12 protein-coding genes are annotated in these 23,434 nt (G+C 45.5%); 2 read left to right on the top strand and 10 right to left on the bottom strand.

From position 1 onward, the window contains the following. Positions 1-793 precede the first annotated feature (793 nt). Positions 794-3,391 carry a bifunctional aconitate hydratase 2/2-methylisocitrate dehydratase gene (gene acnB, locus L5M28_RS17140; RefSeq protein ID WP_263198616.1) on the bottom strand — a complete coding sequence of 866 codons (2,598 nt, stop codon included), beginning with the start codon at positions 3,389-3,391 and terminating at the stop codon, positions 794-796. A gap of 434 nt (positions 3,392-3,825) precedes the next feature. Between acnB and hxpB the strand changes: the two genes are divergently transcribed. Both hxpB and L5M28_RS17130 read left to right on the top strand, forming a co-directional pair. Further along, the gene (gene hxpB / locus L5M28_RS17135; RefSeq protein ID WP_263198617.1) at positions 3,826-4,485 is read left to right on the top strand and encodes a hexitol phosphatase HxpB; all 660 of its coding nucleotides are present in this window, start codon (positions 3,826-3,828) and stop codon (positions 4,483-4,485) included. Between the two features lie 95 nt (positions 4,486-4,580). After that, on the top strand, positions 4,581-4,922 hold the full coding sequence (locus L5M28_RS17130; RefSeq protein WP_263198618.1) for a DUF2845 domain-containing protein: 342 nt from the start codon (positions 4,581-4,583) through the stop codon (positions 4,920-4,922). An 80-nt stretch (positions 4,923-5,002) separates the two neighbouring features. On the opposite strand, the gene L5M28_RS17125 is transcribed toward L5M28_RS17130, so the two are convergent. The 9 genes from L5M28_RS17125 to ampD all read right to left on the bottom strand — a co-directional run bounded on the left by L5M28_RS17125 (position 5,003) and on the right by ampD (position 23,285). Beyond that, positions 5,003-7,045: a M13 family metallopeptidase gene (locus tag L5M28_RS17125; protein ID WP_263198619.1), complete on the bottom strand. Its 2,043-nt coding sequence runs from the start codon at positions 7,043-7,045 to the stop codon at positions 5,003-5,005. A 228-nt stretch (positions 7,046-7,273) separates the two neighbouring features. Further along, positions 7,274-9,490, bottom strand: coding sequence for a patatin-like phospholipase family protein (locus L5M28_RS17120; protein WP_173913156.1), 2,217 nt, complete (start codon positions 9,488-9,490; stop codon positions 7,274-7,276). 281 nt (positions 9,491-9,771) lie between these two features. Next, on the bottom strand, positions 9,772-14,244 hold the full coding sequence (locus tag L5M28_RS17115) for an EAL domain-containing protein (protein WP_263204064.1): 4,473 nt from the start codon (positions 14,242-14,244) through the stop codon (positions 9,772-9,774). Positions 14,245-14,383: 139 nt separating this feature from the next. After that, positions 14,384-15,811: a dihydrolipoyl dehydrogenase gene (lpdA, locus tag L5M28_RS17110; RefSeq protein WP_105250398.1), complete on the bottom strand. Its 1,428-nt coding sequence runs from the start codon at positions 15,809-15,811 to the stop codon at positions 14,384-14,386. A gap of 147 nt (positions 15,812-15,958) precedes the next feature. Then, the gene (gene aceF, locus L5M28_RS17105) at positions 15,959-17,965 is read right to left on the bottom strand and encodes a dihydrolipoyllysine-residue acetyltransferase (protein ID WP_263197989.1); all 2,007 of its coding nucleotides are present in this window, start codon (positions 17,963-17,965) and stop codon (positions 15,959-15,961) included. Between the two features lie 12 nt (positions 17,966-17,977). Continuing rightward, the gene (aceE, locus tag L5M28_RS17100) at positions 17,978-20,644 is read right to left on the bottom strand and encodes a pyruvate dehydrogenase (acetyl-transferring), homodimeric type (RefSeq protein WP_105250400.1); all 2,667 of its coding nucleotides are present in this window, start codon (positions 20,642-20,644) and stop codon (positions 17,978-17,980) included. An 81-nt stretch (positions 20,645-20,725) separates the two neighbouring features. Then, complete coding sequence (gene pdhR, locus L5M28_RS17095) at positions 20,726-21,478, bottom strand: pyruvate dehydrogenase complex transcriptional repressor PdhR (protein WP_105250401.1); 753 nt, start codon at positions 21,476-21,478, stop codon at positions 20,726-20,728. Positions 21,479-21,788: 310 nt separating this feature from the next. Continuing rightward, a complete protein-coding gene (ampE, locus tag L5M28_RS17090) occupies positions 21,789-22,640 on the bottom strand; it encodes a beta-lactamase regulator AmpE (protein WP_263204063.1) in 852 nt (283 codons plus the stop codon). Between the two features lie 81 nt (positions 22,641-22,721). Continuing rightward, positions 22,722-23,285, bottom strand: coding sequence for a 1,6-anhydro-N-acetylmuramyl-L-alanine amidase AmpD (gene ampD / locus L5M28_RS17085; RefSeq protein ID WP_219255471.1), 564 nt, complete (start codon positions 23,283-23,285; stop codon positions 22,722-22,724). Positions 23,286-23,434 lie beyond the last annotated feature (149 nt).

Below are 23,434 nucleotides of genomic sequence, written 5' to 3'. Positions count from 1 at the left end.
GAAACAAACTGTACATATTGCTATGAACACTCATTGTTACATTGATTTAAATTTTTGACTGCCAACCCGAAGGTTAAGCAGTTTCGATTAACTCAACACCTGTGAGTGTCCACACAGATTTCTTGTTTTATCTTGTTAAAGAGCAACTCAATATTCGTAAGAGAACTTGAGTACCACACTGAGCGTCGAACGCTTCCAGTTGGCTAGGGCTGCGTATTCTACGCATTTCCCGTTTCGCGTCAAGGAGTTTTGCAAACTTTCTCAACACTCATCAATTAGTAAACTCATCGATGAACTGTCACATCAGGCTGCTTAACGCTGTCTGCCGTGTCAGTGGATGCGCATTATAGGCAGCAGAGGATTTTGTGCAACCCCTATTTTAAGGAAATTTGCAGTTAATGCTAATTATCTAATCTAGTCACATCATACCCACCACTTACCCCCAAAGTTATCCACAACTCAGTCAAGGCTGCGCCTCTGTTTCGCATTATGTATAGCCAAAAGCCATCAGATGATTTGTTGATAGTTATGAAAATAGAAGACTTTCGTCTTTTAAAAAGAAGATTAAACGGGGCTAAGCGTGAGATTGACCTACGGATCGGCTTAAATGGATTTTTTAATGACGACAACGCGTGACCATTAGTAAGTAGCGAGTTTGTGATGTAAGAACTGAAGGCATGACTATGATAGGGTTCATTGGTGCATATATGCATATAGATGTAGAAATAAAACAAACCCACAAAAAAGCCAGCTTGCGCTGGCTTTTACATCAAGTTACCTTAACGGCAATCGATTACACAGCTGTCTGGAAGATCACTTCCGATGCTTTTTTTGTGTAAGACTCGATTTGGTCGAAGTTCAAATAACGGTATGTGTCAGCTGCAGTTGCGTCTAACTCTTTAGCGTATTCTTGATATTCTTCAGGTGACGGCAGACGACCTAACAGTGCAGCAACCGCAGCCAGTTCAGCAGAGGCTAAGTAAACGTTAGCACCTGTACCTAAACGATTAGGGAAGTTACGGGTAGAAGTCGATACCACAGTTGAACGTTCAGCTACACGTGCTTGGTTACCCATACACAGTGAACAACCTGGGATCTCGATGCGCGCGCCTACACGACCAAAAATCGCGTAGTAGCCTTCTTCAGTCAGTTGATCTCTATCCATTTTAGTCGGTGGTGCAATCCACAGACGTGTTGGCAGAGTTTTAGCAAACTTGTCTAGCATCTTACCGGTTGCGCGGAAGTGACCGATGTTGGTCATACAAGAACCGACGAACACTTCATCAATCTTAGTTTGCGCAACAGATGACAGTAAAACGGCATCATCAGGATCGTTTGGCGCACACAGGATTGGCTCTTTGATGTCATTTAGGTCGATTTCGATTACTGCAGCGTACTCAGCATCTTTATCGGCGCTCATCAGCTCAGGATTGGCTAACCACTCTTGCATGCCTTTGATACGACGTTCAATCGTACGACGATCGCCATAACCTTCAGCGATCATCCACTTGAGCATGATGATGTTTGAGTTCAGGTATTCAATGATAGGTTCTTTGTCTAACTTGATGGTACAACCGGCAGCAGAGCGCTCAGCTGAAGCATCAGACAGTTCGAAAGCTTGTTCAACTTTGAGTGATTCTAAGCCTTCGATTTCCAGTACGCGACCAGAGAAGATGTTTACTTTACCTTTCTTCTCAACGGTCAGCATGCCCAGTTCAATGGCTTTTAATGGGATAGCATGAACCAGATCACGCAGTGTGATACCCGGTTGCATTTTGCCCTTGAAGCGCACTAATACGGATTCAGGCATGTCGAGTGGCATAACGCCAGTCGCAGCAGCAAACGCTACTAAGCCAGAACCCGCTGGGAATGAAATACCAATTGGGAAACGCGTATGTGAGTCACCACCCGTACCAACTGTATCTGGTAGCAGCATACGGTTTAACCATGAGTGGATAACACCATCACCTGGACGCAGTGATACACCGCCGCGGTTCATGATGAAATCTGGCAGAGTATGATGTGTGTTCACATCAACTGGCTTTGGATAAGCCGCAGTGTGGCAGAATGACTGCATAGTCAAATCAGCACTGAAACCTAAACAAGCTAAATCTTTCAGCTCATCACGGGTCATAGGACCTGTCGTGTCTTGTGAGCCGACAGACGTCATCTTAGGTTCGCAGTATTGACCAGGACGCACACCCGCTACGCCACAAGCTTTACCGACCATCTTCTGCGCAAGCGTATAACCTTTACCGGTATCAGCGACATCTTGAGAACGTACAAAGACGTCAGATAACCCTAAGCCTAATACGTCACGGGCTTTGTCAGTTAAACCACGACCGATGATCAATGGAATACGACCACCAGCACGAACTTCGTCTAACAAGACTTCCGTTTTTAAGCTGAATTCTGAAATTACTTCGTCGCTATCGTGACGCTTAACCACACCGGCGTATGGGTAGATGTCAATCACATCGCCCATTTCCATCTTGTTTACGTCAAGCTCGATTGGCAGTGCGCCCGCATCTTCCATAGTGTTGAAGAAAATCGGTGCAATTTTACCGCCAAGGCAGAAACCACCCGCGCGCTTGTTGGGTACGAATGGAATATCATCGCCCATAAACCACAGTACTGAGTTAGTCGCAGATTTACGTGATGAACCCGTACCCACAACGTCACCCACATATACTAATGGATGACCTTGTGCTTTTAATGCTTCGATTTTTTTCACTGGGCCAACGGCGCCAGCAACATCAGGCTCGATACCATCACGGGCGTTTTTCAGCATAGCTAACGCGTGCAATGGGATATCAGGACGTGACCATGCATCTGGTGCAGGTGACAAGTCATCGGTGTTGGTTTCACCAGAAACTTTAAATACTGTCAGAGTGACTTTGTCGGCCAGTTTTGGACGGCTTAAATACCAATCTGCATTCGCCCACGCTTCAACCACTTGCTTAGCAAACTCATTGCCCGCTTCCATCTTCTCAACCACATCGTGGAAAGAATCAAACATCAGCAGAGTGTGAGATAGCGCTTTAACGGCTAAAGGTGCTAACGCTGGATTATCCAGCTGCGCGATCAGAGGTTCGATGTTGTAGCCGCCTTGCATTGTGCCTAATAACTCAGTAGCACGCTCAGCAGACAGAATCGGTGATTTTTCAGTGCCTTTGGCAACCGCATCTAAAAAAGCAGCTTTAACATAAGCAGCTTCATCAACACCTGGGGGAATTCGATTTTCAAGCAGGTCGAGAACGAAAGCCTCTTCACCTGCGGGTGGATTTTGAACTAACTTAACCAGTTCAGCCACTTGATGTGCATCTAATGGCTTAGGGACTACGCCCTCTGCAGCACGTTCTGCGACGTGTTTACGATATGCTTCTAGCACGGCAACATTCCTCTTTGTTTGGCGCTCTAACAACGAAACTGCACGTCTTCTTAATTGAAGCTGACAGTCCGACATGATCGACCCGTATTTCCGGCCTGCAGTATACTACAGCTTTGCAAAAGTATGAATCAGGTCACACTCGGCAAAAAGCGAAATAAGGACTAAATCCGGCGGCGAATGCCAACTTACGGGAAGATTAAAACAAGTGAAATTAGACAATAGTTTGAAAACAGACAAAAAACCATACACTACAAATAGTTAACAATGTTTCATTAATTTTAAATCGAACAAGCAATTTTCCGCGCCCCAGAGCAAATAGGTATAAATTTTTCTCATCTTGCTGCATTTTGGCTTTTAAGATGCAGTGCGAGAACTTACACTCAGGCTTAATTTACTGCATATCTCAGTTATTTCCTTAGTCCATCGGAGTACCAATGACATCCCTTAGCATTCAAGCCGTTATTTTTGATATGGATGGCGTTTTAATCGATTCAGAACCCCTATGGCAGCGAGTCGAGTATGAAGTGTTATCTGCACTTGGCGTGCCAGTGACGATAGAAACGATTCAACAAACCACGGGCTTACGCATCGATCAATGCGTCGATTATTGGTACCACAAGGCACCTTGGCCACACTATGATAATGCCAAGGTCAGCCAAACGATTGTTGATAAAGTTGCAAATGAAATTCTGGTTAGCGGCGAAGCTATGCTGGGCGTTTACGAAACGATTGACCACTGCCAAGCGCTTGGCCTTAAAATCGGCTTAGCGACTTCATCCCCAAACACCATTATCCAAGCAGTATTAACGAAGTTAGATCTCAGTGAAAAGTTTATGGTGATAGAATCGGCTGAACACCTAATCTATGGTAAACCCCACCCAGAAGTTTATTTGAATTGCGCTAAGGCGTTAGATGTTGATCCCCGTTGTTGTCTTGCCATCGAAGATTCCTTTAACGGCTTAATTGCCGCCAGAGCAGCCAACATGCAAACGGTCGCGATCCCTGCGCCAGAACAAAGAGGCGATGCTAAGTGGATTATCGCCCATCATCAGGCCGAGAGTTTGTTGGCATTAACAACAATTTTGGCAAAATAACGTCACAACACACCGAGTTTCTGCAGGGCGGATAAGCTTAGTCTTTGCCCTACGGATAAATAGCACAATAGTGTATGCACCAGAAGGAATTCAATGTGAAGTACCTATCCTTAATACTGCCCATAGGCTTAATACTCATGTCCACCTGTTTACCCGCTAGTGCAGGTGAGACCATGCACTGTAAACAACAAGTGATCAATACGGGCGATACTTTAACGACAGTGCAGGATAAATGCGGATCGCCCAGTGATATTCGAGAATACAGTCTGCCCGCAACTTATCTCAACGCTAACGGAGACAGGGTGATCGATCCCAGCAAGTTGCCAACTGAGTATCAAGAATGGACCTATGACTTTGGACCAACACGCTTAATGCGTCGCCTGTATGCCACTGATAATAAAGTCACAAAAATTGAATCCTTAGGTTACGGACATTAATCGGCAGCATCATAGATTATGGTCATCAATAAAAAAGCCAGACATTGTCTGGCTTTTCTTATTTCAATATGCTGAATTTATTACCAAATTTTCACACGTTCATCTGGTGTTAAATACATTTTATCGCCTTCTTTCATCTCGAAAGCTTTATAGAAGGCTTCCACGTTACGCGGCGTACCCATAGCGCGGTAGTGACTCGGTGAATGCGGATCTGTCAGCAAACGACGGCTCAGCTCTTCATCACGGTAGTTACGACGCCATACTTGCGACCAACCCACGAAGAAGCGTTGCTCACCCGTTAATCCATCAAGCACAGGTGCAGGCTTGCCGTTAAGGCTCATCAAATACGAACGTGCCGCTACAGTTAAACCACCTAAGTCGCCGATGTTTTCCCCTAAGGTCAAATCACCATTAACAAACTTGCCGGGCATTGCCTCATAACCTGAGTATTGGGCAGACAACTGCTTACCGCGTTTTTGGAATTCTTCGCGGTCTTTATCCGACCACCAATCACGCAGGTTACCGTCGCCATCGTACTTAGCGCCTTGGTCATCGAAACCATGGCTGATTTCATGGCCGATCACAGCTCCGATACCACCGTAGTTCACCGCATCATCGGCATCCATATTAAAGAATGGTGGTTGCAGAATCGCAGCTGGGAATACGATTTCGTTTTTCACTGGGCTGTAATAAGCGTTCACCGTTTGTGGCGTCATGCCCCATTCGGTACGATCGATTGGCTTGCCTAGCTTGTTGATCATGTCTTGATATTCAAACTGAGCGTAACGCATGTAGTTACCCACTAACTCGTCAGCCTTAATATCTAAACCTGAGTAATCTTTCCATTTATCTGGATAGCCAATTTTGTAGGTAAATTTAGCCAGTTTTTCTTGAGCGGCAATTTTGGTTTCTGGCGTCATCCACTCAAGTTCATTAATGCTGACTTCAAAACCTTTGATCAAGTTTTTGATCATGGTTTCCATGCGTGCTTTAGCTTCTGGCTTGAAGTATTGCTTAACGTACTCTTCACCCACTAACTCACCAATCACTTGGTCGGCGCCATCAACTGCTTTTTTCCAGCGTGGCTGCTGCTCTTCGATACCCATTAAGGTTTTGCTCTTAAAGGCAAAGTTCAAATCAACAAAGTTTTTACTCAGTAACTCGGCGTAGCTATCCACTAAGTGGAACGCAAGATAATCCTGCCAAGCCGATACTGGGAATGTCTCGAAACTGGCGCCGAGTTTTTCAAAATAAGAGGGCTGACGCACGATCACTTCAGTCACTTTATCGCCTAAGCCCGCACTCGCAGCAAAGGCATTAAAATCGAATTGACCGGTTAACTTTTGCAGTTCAGCACGATCTAACTTGTTGTATGCCTTGTTGGCATCACGGGATTCGACTCGGCTCCACTGACTTTTGGCGATCATCATTTCGATGTCAGCGACGTTTTTAGCCGCACGTTTAGCGTCCTTGTAACCTGCTTCGGTCAGTATGCCTGTCACATACTTGGCCATGGCTTGGCGATTAGCGGCAAACTTAGGATCATCTTTTAGGTAATAATCGCGGTCAGGCAACGTAAGGCCTGACTGGCTTAAATACACCGCATACTGGGTTGAGTTTTTGGCGTCATTATTGACGTAAAAACCAAAGGGAATACCAGAACCCGTCGTCAGTAATTTGCCCATAACAGCGGGTAAGTCAGCGTGCGTTTTTGCGGCTGCGATATCAGCCAGCAAAGGGTTTAGTGGTGTAACACCTAAGGTTTCAAGTAAATCGGTATTCATGAAACTGGCATTGAAATCACCGATTTTCTGCTCATTCGAGCCTGCGGCAGGATTCTTTTTAGCGGCCGCTTCGTCGATAATTTTCTTCAATGCATCTTGGCTTTGGTCGTACAACACAGAAAACGCGCCATAGTTAGATTTGTCAGCAGGAATAGGCGTATTTGCCAACCATTTTCCGTTAACGCTGTAATAGAAATCATCTTGATGGCGAACTGAGGCATCAAAGTTTTGCAATTCAATGCCAGACACCGCGACGGCTTCAGTTTTAGGCTCAGTACTACAAGCCGCTAAACCTAAACTCAAGGCGATACTCAGTGCCAGTGTGCTTATCTTCTTCATTGTTTTCCCCAGCTTCCGTTGAGAGTTATTATTTTTCCCGCAAAACCTTAGCATCTTGGCACGCCTCACAGTAGTAAGATTTTGTAAAAGGATATGACACTTTAGCGACACTCTTAGCTATTTCGGCAAGCTAACTTCCATAGGGATGACGCTTATAGTTTTTCCATCGACCAAAAAGTAAGGGCACAACCTCAGTCATGCCCTTAAGTTCTTTACACAAATCTCAAACTAGAAGTTTTTACCCACAAATAAATAGAAAGACTTATCGCCAAGATCTGTGATCCCAAAACCAAGTGCCGCAGGTCCCATGGAAGTATCAGTACCGATATAAAGACTCGATGCATAAATCAGATCGGTCAGGGTGACATCAGTGCGCTCGTCCCAGACATTCCCCGCCTCTAAGCTCCAACCTAGGTATAGAGGATAATCTGTCATACCTAGCGCATCACGCCCGAGATCATATTGATAAATAAAGGCCCCAAACACTTTATGTGCGCCCATAATTGAGTCTTTATGGTAACCAGATAGGTTTAAGAATCCTCCCAGCTCAGATAAATGCAGCGTATTGACCCCATCATTATTGTTAGTAGCAATTGATGCCTTACCAACAAAAGCGTGGTTACCTACACTCAAGGCACCTTTCCAGTCGGCCTCTATTTGCACGCTAAATTGGTTTTGATTATCGTCGATACTGTCATTGAAATCTTCATTGCGCACGTAAACGTTTAAGGTTACGCGATTACCTGATGTTGGAAAGCTAATGCTATCTAAGCTATCGTAACCGAACCTAAAGTAAGCACCATAGGAACTAAAATCTAAGTCCTGCGTTAGCCAGACATCATTGACTATCGACCCCTTCTCTGCGACTAAGCCTAACTCAATCATCCCTTGTAAGGTGTAGTTATAACCTATGCCTAATTCAATAGTATGGGTTTTCTTGTCGAAGGTTAAGATACGACTGTTATTATCGTATAAGTCCCAATCACGGGTATCGTATTGATAGCGGGCACGGCTAAAGAACTGTTGGTCCCTGTCTAAAGGCTGATAGAACTCAGTTGCAAACAACTTTTCAATGCCGAGTTTGACCTCATTGCGCCACTCTCCACCATTAAAGGTCAAATCGGTCATGGTATAAGCCATGTCAAAACTGATGGCAGATTCTGAATTAAAGTCATCCTCCCAATTAAAGCCCAGTTGGAAATAATTCGGCCCCCAAGACTTAGCCTTAGTAGTGACAGTGAGTATGCGGCCATCCTCACCTTCTACAAATTCAGCATCGACACGCTCAAATTTATTGAGAGAGTAAATACGCTTTAACGCCTCATTAAGCTCGTCTTTAGATACAGCTTGCCCAGGTTTAATATTCAAGGTTTCCGTCAAGAGATTCAAACTCACCTTAGATTGGTTTTCAAATACGATTTCATTAATGGGATGACGTACATCCGCCATTAATAATTTACCTTTGGCTTTTTTAGCCTCGACGTAGGCGGCATATTCCTCAGGGCTCACGCTCATACTGCTCAACTTATAAAGCTGACCATTAGCGGCTTCTTTTCCAAGGGTTAATGCCAGCGGCATAATAGTGAAATCAGTGGTGCTGAGGGCGTCAATCGCGGGTCGGATCAATACATCTTTATCTGTCAGTAATTGTTTTTGTTTTTCAGTGCTGGCATTGGTCAAAAAATTAGAGAGCTGATCCAGTACCGCAATGGTACTGTCTAATTTATCTTTTTTGACCAGAGGCGAGCCAATATCGACGGCGATAATAATATCGGCTCCCATGGCCTTAACCACATCGACGGGCATGTTATTAGCAATACCACCATCGACCAATAACTTGCCTTCAATTTGTGCTGGCTGAAGTGCACCAGGTACAGTTGCAGACGCTTGCATGGCTTTAACCATACTGCCATGACTAATCACCACAGGTAAGCTAGTTTCTAAGTCGGTTGCAACCGCTCGGTAGGGAATGGCTAAATCATCAAAATGACCAAATTGCTGTACCAGATCTGTCGACTGACGTAAAAGTTGCGACATAGTCTGTCCACGTAGCAGACCACTTGGCGCCCTCACTTGGCCTTCGTTATAGCCAATGTTTAACGGAATATTGTAACGGTCGCGTAACTGTTTATCCCTGTAGCTCAAAATATTGCGCGGTATGGTGTCCGAGTAGCCACTGTCCCAGTTGACCCCCATCATGATAGCTTCCACTTCACTCGCACTGTAACCCAGTGAATACATGCCAGCGACATAGGCGCCAATGCTGGTGCCCGCGATATAATCGACTGGGATGTTATGTTCTTCTAATATTTTGAGCACGCCCACGTGAGCAGCGCCTTTAGCACCACCACCACTGAGTACGACACCAATTTTAAGGCGCTCTGCAGCCAAAGACGGGGTAACACACAAACACAAAATAATAGAAGCGAGTAGTTGACGCATCATGTGAGGCTACTTTTTATGGGATAAAAATCCGAGTTATATTAACAAACTTATCGATTTAACCGTCAGTCATATTTTATCTGGACCGACTAGTGATAAGTTTGTGTACTCTTTATACAAACAGATGAAGTTTAATTGAATAAACTGCTAAACAAAATATCCATCATCACTGAAGACGATAACGTTTACATATCAAGCTCACTGGCTTATATCGTGCAGACGATTGCCCATCAGCTGTACAAATATTAAGTATTCGCGAGCCAATAATAGACTATGTTTCTAGCTTAATGATCAATAGAGACGATTTTGTTATCTGTCTCTAAATAGCGCTCAAAATCATCAACGCACATAGGTTTAGCAAAATAATACCCTTGAATAATATAACAGCCACGGCTAAAGACTTGCTCTAACTGCTCAACCGTCTCAATCCCTTCAGCAACCACATTTAATTTAAGGTTACGGGCTAATTCAATAATACTGCTCACAATCGCCTGATCTGCGGTATTAGTGGCGATATCAATCAAAAATGAGCGATCAATTTTTAGAGTATTGACCTCAAAATTACGCAAATAAGCCAGTGAAGAATACCCAGTACCAAAGTCATCGATGGCAACCTCGATCCCCAAAGATTTCAATCGAGTAAGATGGTCTTTAGCGACATGCAACTCCTTCATCAATACGCCTTCGGTGATTTCTAATCCTAAAGATGCTGTTGGCATTTGGGTTTCTTGCAAAATTCTTTGGATATCTTCAATAAAATCTGGCTGCCTAAAATGCACCGCCGAAATATTAACCGACAACTTAAAGCCCGAGCCATAGCGCTTAGTCCAATTGGCCCCCTGCACACAGGCTTGTCTTAATACCCAGCGGTCAATATCAACAATTAAACCGCAAGCCTCAGCAACTTTAATGAAAATATCGGGGCGAATAAATCCGTCTTGCGGATGTTTCCAGCGAATTAATGCCTCCATGCCTATGAGCTTATCGTTACGCAAAATATCAATTTGCGGCTGGTAATAAAGCTCGAACTCTTGCCGCTCTATCGCTTTGCGTAAATCGGCCTCAAGCCGTAAATGATAGAGGGCTTGAGCATTACGCTCCGAGGAATAATATTGAAAATTGCCTCGCCCTTCTTCTTTGGCATGGTACATAGCAAGATCGGCATTCTTGATAAAAGCCTCAGGCTGCACCGCATCGTCGGGCCAAATACTGATGCCTATGCTGGTCGAAATATAAAATTCCCGACCATATAACTTAAAAGGTGCGACAATTTGCTCCAACAGGCGCTCGGCGACATGGTTAATATCGTCAATGCTGTTTGCATTGCGGAGTAAAATCACAAATTCATCGCCACCAAAACGACAGAGTAAATGCTCGCTGGAAATACAAGATTGCAGTCGGCTTGATGCTTCAACCAGCAGAGCATCGCCCATGCTATGACCATAGGAATCATTAACATGCTTAAATCTATCGAGATCTAAAAACAGTAGCGCCAGTTTCTCACCTGTTTGCTGCGCAGCTTGAATCGACTGTAATAGACGGCTAGAAAATAAGGAGCGATTTGGCAAACCAGTAAGCACATCGTAATTAGCCAAACGGCGTAAATCGGCTTCAGTACGTTTACGCTCAGTGATATCCGAGAATACCACCACATAGTGGGTTACTTTCCCGTTAATGCTTTGCATCACCGACACGTTTAGCCACACAGGACAGAGTTGCTGATTGGCACGGATTAACTCCCGCTCTCCGGTCCAAGACTGACTATCACGGAGAAGTTGCTTAATCTCCGATGCTAATCCGTCATTCATCTGTACGAATTGTGCAAATGGTTGCCCAACTAAGTCGTCAGAATCTATACCAATAATTTGTTGCGCAGCGTAATTCGCAACGCGAATACCGCCTTCGACATCTAAAATCAACACACCTTCAGAGGTATTGCCAAACGCTTTCGCCAATAAATTAATTTCATCTTCTAGCTGGCGTTGCACAGTAATATCGCTATAAATACCCGCGACCCGTTCAATTTCATTTGAGTGCTTATTGCGAGCAACTGGCCGCCCTCTAACCCTCAGCCATCCCCAATTACCGTCCTTACGCTGATAGCGATATTCGGCCTCGAATCGGTCAATCTCACCCGCCATCATGTTGTCCCACTGAGCGAGAGCTTTCTCCCTATCCTGCGGATGCACAGGCAAATCCTCTAAGCTCACCACAATCTCATTGGCATGCGTACCAAGCACCGAACCGCGATTATCAAGGTGAAATGCCTGAGTATTTTTATGCCACTCCCAGAGATCTGAGTCACTGCCGCGCAAAGACTGCCTTAACCTGTCCTCACTCTCCGTTAATGCCAGATTCATCTGCTTAAATGTATTAATCTGTCGTTGTCGATACCAAGCAAGACTTAAAGCAATAATAGAAAATAACAGCAGCAAAATACCTTTAAAACCTTGGGATAACCACCAATGCTGCTCAACATAAAAAGGATAAGAAAACGGCTTATCTGACCATATCCCATTAACTTGACTCAAAATATCTAAAACATAGCCACCCGCAGCTAATCCTGCGAGGTTGATCTGAGATTCCCCCTGCAACAAGACATAATGGCTATCTTCATTCTGATAGCGTAATCGATATTTAAATTGGATTGGCGAATCATCGAGGTAATCTAAGTTAGTGATTTGAAAACTCACCATATTCGCATCGGGTTTGATGGTCATCAGGTTACGCGGCAACAAAGATACCTCTGTCGTGTTGTTATAGTACACAGAGACAGATTCAAGCATCACATGGTCATCGGTTATACGATTGACCAGCCTATTGACATCGAGTCGCATCACACCTTCAGGTGTTCCTAAGTAAAAGCCTGTTTTTGGCGAATAAAAATAAGCGCCCTCGTTCATTTCATCGGAAATCAAACCATCGAGTTGATTAAACATGGAGATATTGCCTGTTTGAATATCCTGACGAATCAAAGAATCAGCACAACCCACAAGATTTGACTTAGGGGTCTTTTGAATAAAAAACACTGAACTACAATTTAATTGCCATTCGGAAGTCAGTGAAACTAACGATTCCGTCTGCTGCTGATATTCAAACAAACCTTTTTCATAGGAACCAAACCAGATAATTCCCGGGGACATTTCTTCAATATGGCTAATCGTTGGTTGCGCCGCAAAAGCATTAAATAAGTGCCGTTGATCATGAAACTCGTTTTGACTGTCTATGTAACCAAAGACTTTTTTACCGCCAACCCAAAGACGACCGTCAGAGCTGCGATAAATCGTGCGGATCACTGGCCGCTTGGGGCCATCAAATTCGTTCGATGACTTATCAATATCAAATGGCTGGGGCTCATAGAGTCCCATTTCCCAAAAATAGAGTCCCGTGGTAGTCGCAATCCAGACGCGTCCTTTCAGTTTGGGATCCCGATAAGTTTTATATATGAGCTTATTTTTAAAGTCATCCTGACCGTGAGTCCATTTAGAAAAACTGCTGCCTTGCAAGGTCTCTTTATCAATAACAAAAAGACCACTGGTTGTTGAGATCAGTAAATAATGGTCCTCAAACTCACTAATATCATAAATACTTTCGTGGGGATTAAACCCCTCAATCGGAATGTTAACCGCTTTTTTACTGCCCTTAGCAACAAAATCTACACTGGAAGAACCGAGCCAAACCCCTTCATCACTGGCATGTACAGACCAGGTCATGGCATCGCTCAGCTGATAGGGTTCATCTGCCGCATAAGTATCAAGAATGAAATCAGGCGGTGACGCTAACAATGCCAATCCATCACCAGAGCCTCCAACCCACATCAAGCCTGCATCATCAAACAACATGGCTTTCAGCGTTTCCATGTTGGCCTCAGCCTTCAACTCTTGCTGATAATTCTCAATCAACCGCGTCTCAGGCGACCATTTTAACAAGCCAATACGACTGGCAAACCACAAATACCCTTTAGCATCTTCAATGATCGCTGTGCTCCAATCGGGTAATTCTGGCACAGGTGTAATTTGATGAGCGATTTGATCTAATTGATAAACACCACGCCCTGTCGCAATCCAGATCCTATGTTGAGTATCCTCCAACATATCGAGAATACTGCCCATAGATTCGGTCCAAGGGTATTGGAACAGCCGTTCGCCCTTGTTATCGAGAAGTTCTAGTTGCAACTGCCCCGCAACCAACATGTGTCCATTGGGCATAAGCAATAACTTGCGCCAAGGAAGGTCACGATTAACAGCTAATTGAGTAATAAGGCGCAGTTCAGACTTTGAAGGGGAAAACTCATAGATCTGACCATTATCAATTAATAATCGCCATGTTTGACTATTCTTGCGGGCTGCCGATATCAGCGCACCACCTGGAAACTGCGGGAATAGATAGGGAGAACCAAACGCGGTAAATTGATTTTGTACTATATCGTAAAGGTAAATCGCGGCATTAGTGCTGACCAATAACTTGTCTCGGTCGATGTTTACCACTGTCGTTAAAAAGTCATCCGCAAGCCGTGATTCCGTGCCAATTTTATCAATGCGCCGCACCTTAGAATTACTGACCCGATACAAGCCCTGCTCAGTCGCTGCCCATACAAAACCATAGTCATCTAAGGCTAAACCTCGGATGCTGGTGACAGCTAAACCGTCTCTATCGGTAAAAACACGCTGCACAAAGCCGCCCGCCCAAGCCGAATGGACGCTAATCAGTGAAAGGATGAAACATGTCAGAATTGTTCTAATTATTTTTGTTTGCATGTGACAACTTACCGCATACCATAACTGTACTGTAGCAGCTCAATCCTATCAATTCACCCGCTTGTTTACATAAAATTTACAAAAAAATACAGGCAATAAAAAAGCGCTCAAGTGAGCGCTTTTTTAATCGACAGCTAAATTACTTTTTCTTTGCCTTTGGGTTTGGCAAATCAGTAATAGAACCTTCGTACATTTCAGCCGCTAAGCCTACTGATTCGTGCAGTGTTGGGTGAGCGTGAATGGTTAATGCTAAATCTTCAGCATCACAACCCATTTCAATCGCTAGACCGATTTCGCCTAACAGCTCGCCGCCGTTAACACCCACAATAGCACCACCGATCACGCGGTGAGTGTCTTTGTCGAAAATCAGCTTAGTCATACCTTCAGAACAATCTGACGCAATCGCACGACCACTTGCAGCCCATGGGAAAGTTGCGGTTTCGTAAGCAATACCTTGCTCTTTCGCTTCTTTCTCAGTCAGACCAACCCAAGCGACTTCAGGGTCAGTGTAAGCAATAGATGGGATGACTTTTGGATCGAAATAGTGCTTCATGCCAGCGATAACTTCAGCCGCTACATGGCCTTCGTGCACGCCTTTGTGAGCCAACATTGGTTGACCAACGATGTCACCAATTGCATAGATGTGCGGTACGTTAGTACGCAGTTGCTTATCAACCTTGATAAAGCCACGCTCATCAACGTTAACACCTGCTTTTTCAGCATCTAACGACTTGCCATTAGGTGCGCGGCCAATTGCTACCAATACGGCATCGTAACGGACTGCTTCAGTTGGTGCGCTCTTACCTTCCATAGAAACATAGATACCGTCTTCACGGGCTTCTACCGCTGTGACTTTAGTTTCAAGGATCAGGTTGAATTTCTTCTTGATTTGCTTAGTAAATACGCGAACCACATCTTTATCTGCCGCAGGGATCACTTGGTCGAACATCTCAACCACGTCGATTTGGCTGCCTAAAGAAGCGTACACAGTACCCATTTCTAGACCGATAATACCGCCGCCCATCACTAACAACTTGCCTGGAACTTCTTTCAGTTCTAATGCGTCAGTCGAATCCCAAATACGTGGATCTTCATGCGGAATAAATGGCAGTTTGATTGGGCGAGAACCCGCTGCAATGATCGCTTGCTCGAAAGTCACTTTAGTCACAGTGCCATCTTCAGCAGTCACTTCTAGCGTGTTAGGGCCAGTGAATTTACCAAAACCGTTAACCACGTTAACTTTACGCATTTTGGACATGCCGCCCAATCCGCCAGTTAATTGGCCAATGACTTTTTCTTTAAAGCCACGTAACTTATCTAAATCGATAGTTGGCTCGCCGAAGACCACACCGTGAGCGGCAACCGCTTTGGCTTCTTCGATAACTTTAGCAACGTGCAGTAAGGCTTTAGATGGGATACAACCCACGTTAAGACACACGCCACCTAAAGTGCTAAAACGTTCAACTATGATGGTTTCCAGACCTAAGTCAGCAGCACGGAAAGCCGCAGAATAACCTGCAGGACCTGCACCTAATACCACTACCTGAGTTTTGATTTCGTTACTCATGTTTTCCTCTAATTCTCATTCAATCCGTTGGAGGAGCTATCCTGCCAACCGAAAATGCGCCAGCGCGTAAGGTGGGCGCATTTTAACCTGTGTTTGATACTGATCACAATAAACAAAAGGCTGCTCAAGATGAGCAGCCTTATATGCTTACAGAACCAAAGTACGAATATCGGACAGAATTCCTGACAGCGTTACGCTAAAACGTGCAGCCATGGCACCATCGATCACGCGGTGATCGTATGACAGTGACAGCGGCAACATCAATTTAGGTTCGAACTCTTTACCATTCCACTTAGGCTTAATTTCAGATTTAGACACACCTAAAATCGCCACGTCTGGGTAGTTCACGATAGGCGTAAACGCCGTACCGCCAATACCACCTAAACTTGAAATGGTGAAACAGCTACCTTGCATATCAGCAGATTTCAGCTTGCCATCACGGGCACGGATAGAGATATCAGCCAGTTCACGAGATAACTCGATAATGCCTTTCTTATCCACGTCACGCACGACTGGCACAACCAAACCGTTTGGCGTATCAACCGCCACACCGATGTGGAAATACTTCTTCTGGATCAGTGATTCGCCATCAGAGCTTAAGCTCGAGTTGAACACAGGGAACTGTTGCAATGTTTTAGCCACAGCTTTCAGCATAAACACTAAAGGCGTGATCTTGTAATCGGCTTTTTTCTTCGCCGCTACATCGTTTTGCTGCTTGCGGAACTCTTCCATTTCAGTGATATCAGCTTCATCGAACTGAGTCACGTGAGGGATAGTCACCCAGTTGCGGTGTAAGTTAGGGCCAGAAATCTTCTGGATACGGCTTAATGGAATCTCTTCCACTTCACCAAACTTACTGAAATCAACTTTAGGTGCTGCAATCACTTGCAGACCACCGCCGTTACCTGAACCAACAGAAGTTGCAGCAGTCGCTTTCGGACGCGACAGTTCGTATTTCACATACGCCTGCACGTCTTCTTTCATAATGCGACCTTTACGGCCAGAACCTGTCACTTGGGTCAAGTCGACACCAAACTCACGGGCTAAACGGCGTACTGCAGGAGACGCATGTACCGCACCGGTAGACACAGGTGTACCTGCGCTTGGGTGATGTGGTACTGGTGGACGGCTTGCAGGTGTTGGGGCTGCAACGGGTGCAGCGCTCACTGGAGCTGGAACAGCAGCTTGAGCTGCACCCGCACTTACTGTTGCAACAGAAGTCGTCTCAATCGTCGCAATGACGCTACCTTGAGAAACCTTGTCACCCACTTTAACAGTCAAAGACAGCAGTTTACCGGCGAATGGCGCAGGCACTTCCATGGTGGCTTTGTCAGTTTCAAGCGTAATCAAACCTTGGTCGGCAGTGATTTCATCACCGACAGACACGAGCACTTCGATCACATCGACATTACTGGCATCGCCAATATCCGGCACTTGAATTTCTTTTACCGCAACCACGCTTGCCGCTGGTGCTGCGGCCGCTGGCGCTACCGTAGCGGCAGGAGCCGCCTGAGCCACAGTTGCAGCTGGCGCGCTAACGCTTGGAGCCACAGCAGGTGCAGCACCGCCCACTTCAAGCATGATGACTAAAGAGCCTTGCGACACTTTATCGCCAACCGCAACTTTAACGTCTTTAACCACACCCGCGAAAGGTGATGGCACGTCCATCGTCGCTTTGTCTGTTTCTAGGGTAATTAAACCGCTATCAACTTCAATCGTGTCACCGACAGCAACCAATACTTCGATAACCGATACATCAGTGTCGCCACCGATATCTGGCACAGTGACTTCAACCACTTTGGTTGCGCCCGTCGCAGGAGCAGCAGCCACAGGGGCAGGAGCCGCTTGAACTGGTGCAGATGCTGGTGCCGCCTGAGCGGGGGCTGCAACTGGAGCCGGAGCGGCAGCTGCCGCGCCCGCCGCTTGCATCATAGCAATCAAAGTACCTTCAGATACTTTATCGCCCACAGCCACTTTCAATTCGGCTAAAACACCGGCGAAAGGCGCTGGAATATCCATAGTCGCCTTGTCGCTTTCGACGGTAAGAATCGATTCTTCTGCAGCTAAGGTATCACCCACAGCCACACAAATTTCGATCACTTGCACTTCATCGCCGCCGATATCAGGAACAAAAACTTCTTTTAATTCAGCCATTTTCATTGCCTCTTACGCGTACTGTGGATTGATCTTGTCAGCGTCGATACCATATTCTTTAATGGCTTTTGCTAACACATCGACAGGCAGCTCTTTGCGATCAACCAGTGATTTCAGTGCCGCAATAACGATGAACTTAGCGTCCACTTCGAAGTGGTGACGCAGATTCTCGCGGCTGTCTGAACGACCGAAACCGTCAGTACCTAATACTTTGTAATCGGTAGGAATATAAGCACGTAACTGTTCGCCGTAAATCTTCATATAGTCAGTCGCGACGATTGCAGGTGCATCACTTGAAATCACTTGGCTGATATAGGCTTGTTTTGGCGTTTCGGTTGGGTGCAGCATGTTCCAACGCTCAGCGGCTTGACCATCACGAGTCAATTCGTTAAAGCTGGTCACACTGAATACGTCGGCAGTAATACCAAAGTCTTTCGCCAGTGCTTGCGCCGCTTTACGAGTTTGTTCAAGGATAGTGCCACAGCTCATTAACTGAACTTTGCCTTTACCTGAACCCGCAACCGTTTCTAACTTGTAGATACCTTTCACTATGCCCACTTCCGCACCTTCTGGCATGGCTGGTTGCTCATAGTTTTCGTTCATTGTTGTCAAGTAATAGAAGATATCTTCTTGATTTTCGCCGTACATACGACGGATACCATCTTGTACCACAACGGCAATTTCGTAGCCGTAGGTTGGATCGTAAGTAATACAGTTAGGGATAGTGTTCGCCAATACGTGGCTGTGACCATCTTGATGCTGTAAACCTTCGCCGTTAAGCGTTGTACGGCCTGAAGTACCGCCCACTAAGAAACCACGAGCACGCATGTCACCCGCAGCCCAAGCCATGTCGCCAATACGTTGGAAACCGAACATTGAGTAGTAGATGTAGAACGGGATCATAGGTGTATCGTTGACTGAGTAGCTCGTCGCTGCTGATACCCATGAAGACATAGCGCCGAGTTCGTTAATCCCTTCTTGCAATACTTGGCCGGTTTTATCTTCACGGTAGTAAGCAACTTGGTCAGAATCCTGCGGAATATATTTTTGGCCTTCGTGAGCATAAATACCCACTTGACGGAACAAACCTTCCATACCGAAAGTACGAGCTTCGTCAGGAATAATTGGCACAATATTTTTGCCAATTTTCTTGTCTTTCAGCAGAGCTGTCAGAACACGAACGAATGCCATAGTCGATGAAATTTCACGGCCGTTAGAGCCCTGTAAAATCGAATCGAAAATCTTCAGTGACGGCACTTCCATCTCTTCGGTGAACTTTTGACGACGTTGTGGCACGCTACCATGCAGCGCTTCACGACGGCTCATCATGTACTTCACTTCTTCAGAATCTGGACCTGGGTGATAGAAAGGCAGATCTTCTAACTGGTCATCTGGGATCGGAATATTGAAACGATCGCGGAAGTAACGGATAGACTCAATACCCATTTTCTTCACGTTGTGAGCGATGTTTTTACCTTCACCCGCATCACCTAAACCGTAACCTTTTACAGTCTTGGCTAAAATCACCGTTGGGCGACCTTTGGTTTTTTGTGCGTGATCTAAGGCAGCGTACACTTTCACAGGATCATGACCGCCACGGTTTAAGCGCCAAATGTCATCATCTGACATGTTAGCCACCATTTCGGCCGTTTCAGGATACTTACCAAAGAAGTGTTCGCGAGTATAAGCGCCACCTTTGGCTTTACAGTTTTGGTATTCACCGTCAACGGTTTCTTCCATTAACTGCAGTAACTTACCGCTAGTGTCACGGGCCAATAATGGATCCCAGTAACGACCCCAAATCACTTTAACCACTTCCCAGCCTGCGCCGCGGAATTCGCCTTCAAGTTCTTGGATGATCTTACCGTTACCACGTACAGGGCCATCAAGACGCTGTAAGTTACAGTTAACGATGAAGACTAAGTTATCTAATTCTTCACGGGCCGCTAAACCAATCGCACCTAAAGCTTCTGGCTCATCACACTCACCGTCACCTAAGAAACAGTAAACGGTTTGTGCTGAACAATCTTTCAGACCACGGTCAGTCAGATATTTCAGGAAACGCGCCTGATAAATCGCTTGGATAGGACCTAAGCCCATAGAAACTGTTGGGAATTGCCAGTAATCCGGCATCAGTTTTGGATGTGGGTATGAAGACAGACCCTTGCCATCCACTTCTTGACGGAAGTTAGCCAGTTGGTCTTCGCTTAAGCGACCTTCTAAGAATGAACGCGCATAAATACCAGGGGCGATATGGCCTTGGAAATACACTAAATCGCCACCGTCTTTTTCATTGGGTGCGCGGAAGAAGTGGTTAAAACATACGTCATAAATAGTCGCGCTTGAGGCGAAGCTTGAAATATGGCCGCCTAATTCTAAATCTTTCTTAGAACCACGAAGCACCATAGCTAAAGCGTTCCAACGGATGATGGCGCGAATGCGACGTTCCATCTCTTGGTTGCCAGGCATGTGCGGCTCTTGACCCGCAGGGATAGTGTTCAGGTAAGCCGTTGTGGCGTTATAAGGCAAGTGAGTGCCATTACGACGCGCTTTATCGATCAGCTTTTCTAGTAAAAAATGCGCGCGCTCTGGGCCTTCCTGTTCCAACACGGCTTGCAGGGCATCAACCCATTCCTGAGTCTCTAACGGATCTACGTCTTGTAGCATATCTTCAGACATGACACTGTCCTTCTCTATATACATGATAATGAATGGTGTTTGCGGCATATTCCGATTTAGCTGGCAGCTAAATCACAGAACTTAAGCGCCACTCTTTAAACGGCGCAAGCTTCGCTGCAACCGGCTATCTTCTTCCCGCACAGATAACATCACCTCTTCGATGTAACTTAAGTGTTCATTTGAGGCTTCTCTGGCGGCGTCGGGATCACGACGAACGATGGCAGCGAGCAAGGCCCGTCTGTGATCGTTAGCCATAGTAGAAGCTTCTTCGCGGCGGCTTAAAAGCTCCAGGTTTTGCGCCACATTTTGATGCAGCACAGGGGTTAAACTAAGAACGAGGTGTAACATAGCCACGTTATGTGACGCTTCCGCCACAGCACGATAAAAACGCACAATCGCAGCAGCTTTTTGTTCGATATCGGTGGCGGCTTCCACCTCGAGGATCATACGCTTGATATTTTGCATATCGGCGTCGGTACCACGCAGGGCCGCAAAATAGGCCATCATGCCTTCGGTGGCATGGCGGAACTCCAGTAAGTCGTACTGACTCTCTGGATCTGAATTCATCAGTTCAACAATAGGATCGGCAAGGGTCTGCCAGAGTTGTTCTTTGACATAAGTACCACCGCCTTGGCGGCGCATTAACAGTCCTTTTGCCTCAAGCTTTTGAATAGCTTCACGCAAAGAAGGTCGAGACACTTCAAACTGGATCGCCAGTTCGCGTTCAGGCGGTAACTTCTGACCGGGCTGTAAACTCCCCTCTAAGATCATTTGCTCTAATTGCGCCATGATCACGTCAGAAATTTTTGGCTGATTAATTTTACTATAGGCCATCAGGCGCTCAGCTCCGTTGTAAATTGGTCTTACCAATTTTTTTGAGTGAGCGCACTTTATCAAATCAGCGTTTTGATGTCCAGATTGAAGATCACTCCTTAAAAGCGATCTCGATCAAAAGCACCCACGAAGAGAGAGCATAGCGGAAAAAAATGTTTATGGGGTCAGACCATTTGACAAAAGCACGGGCTTCGCCCTACTAGGCGCTGCAAAAAGCGCAGCGGATAGATTCTAGGTTCTAGACTAGAAGGAGCACAGCGACGCCCTAGCAGCGAAGCGTTCTCGATTCTAGCTACGAAGCATCCTTCTTTTAACTCACCAATCCAAAAATGGTCAGTAATGAAAGTATTGCAACAATAAGTGTAAAGTTACGTTTACTGAGCACTAATAATGCTAAGGTTGATTGTACACATATAGGTGCACTTGCGACCTCAGGTAAAGGTTGTGCCGCTAATGCCGTTTCAGCAACCACAGTGCGAGCGGTCGCATTTAAGGTCAACCCATTACGGCGCCACGCCGCTAAACCTTCACTAAATTGACCACTTAAAGCATAACCAAAGGCGAAAATCCGGCTCGGTAACCAATCCAGTAGCGTAATCACTTCGTTGACTAAGGGTAGCTCTAGGGATTTACGGGCATTCTCTTCGGCATAAAAACGTACAGTGCAATACAGTACAGCACCGACTGGACCTAAAAAAATGAAAAACAACGCCACGGCACCATAATAACGATAGTTAATCCAAGCAACACTTTGACCCACTTTGGCACCAAGGTCTTTCTCGGATACAGCATCTAAACACTCACTACAATCGAGTTCGGCGGCATAATGGTAACAAGCTTGGACATCTGAGCGACAAGCCGCTTGCATATATTTTTTGAAAATATCACGCTGTTTCTGATGGTTAAAACAAACCACTGCCACAACAATCCATAGGGCTAAACTTAATAAGCCCCAAAACATTCCCGCCACTAACCAAGATAAAACATATACCAACAAGGCTGGTAGCACTAACGCCAACGCCATCATCAAGCTTGTCAGTGACGCTTTATCACCGAAAAATGTTGTCTGATAGGATTGCAGTAAACGATCAAATTGCCATGATGAAGGAAGAAATTTAAGTCGCTCCACTAAAATGGCGACCAAGAGTGAAAATAATGCCATGGGCTGTACCTCTATAATTTGTCCATAAATAGTCTAGGTTTATATGGAATACGTCTAAAATCCAAAAAGTTAAGTGATTAACTAAGAGCGCAACGCCTGAGTATATTCCTTTAACTTGCCTAAATATCCTTCCCAATCAAAACTTTGCCCTGGGTCCGTTTTCCGCATTGGCGCAATATCACAATGACCCACAATCCGTTCAATACTCAGCAATGGATATTCTACCAGTAGGGCTTGTGTTAACTCGATGAGTGACTGATATTGCTCAGGAGTGTAAGGCTCAGTATCTGTGCCTTCCAGTTCAATACCAATGGAAAAATCATTACAATTCTCTCTCTCACCATAACGAGACACCCCAGCATGCCAAGCCCTGTCATTACAGCTTACATATTGGACACGCTCGCCATTGCGGCGGATCAAAAAGTGCGCCGACACTTGCAAGCCCTGCAACGGTGCAAAGCTGGAATCGGCATTAGTATCTAAACACCCTTGAAATAATTGATCAATGTAAGGTAATCCAAAGCAGCCTGCGGGCAGACTAATATTGTGGATCACTAACAAACTCACTTCATTCAAGGGACGTTGATTAAAATGTGGCGACTCACAACGCCTCGCACTATCACACCAACCCGAATCAAACCGCATGATGAGCTTATCCTCTATGCCACATATACCGCCTTACTCTAACAGTATTCCTCCAAGCAAAGAAGAAACCCTGCGCACGGAACTTACTGACTGAGCTATCTTTTAACATTGAGATCATTAAGTAAACCATCCACTCTCAATTTAAATAA

Origin of the sequence: Shewanella sp. SW32, from assembly GCF_025653365.1 — a bacterium.
Lineage (GTDB): Bacteria > Pseudomonadota > Gammaproteobacteria > Enterobacterales > Shewanellaceae > Shewanella > Shewanella oncorhynchi.
This window is presented reverse-complemented; position numbering and strand designations above follow the sequence as displayed.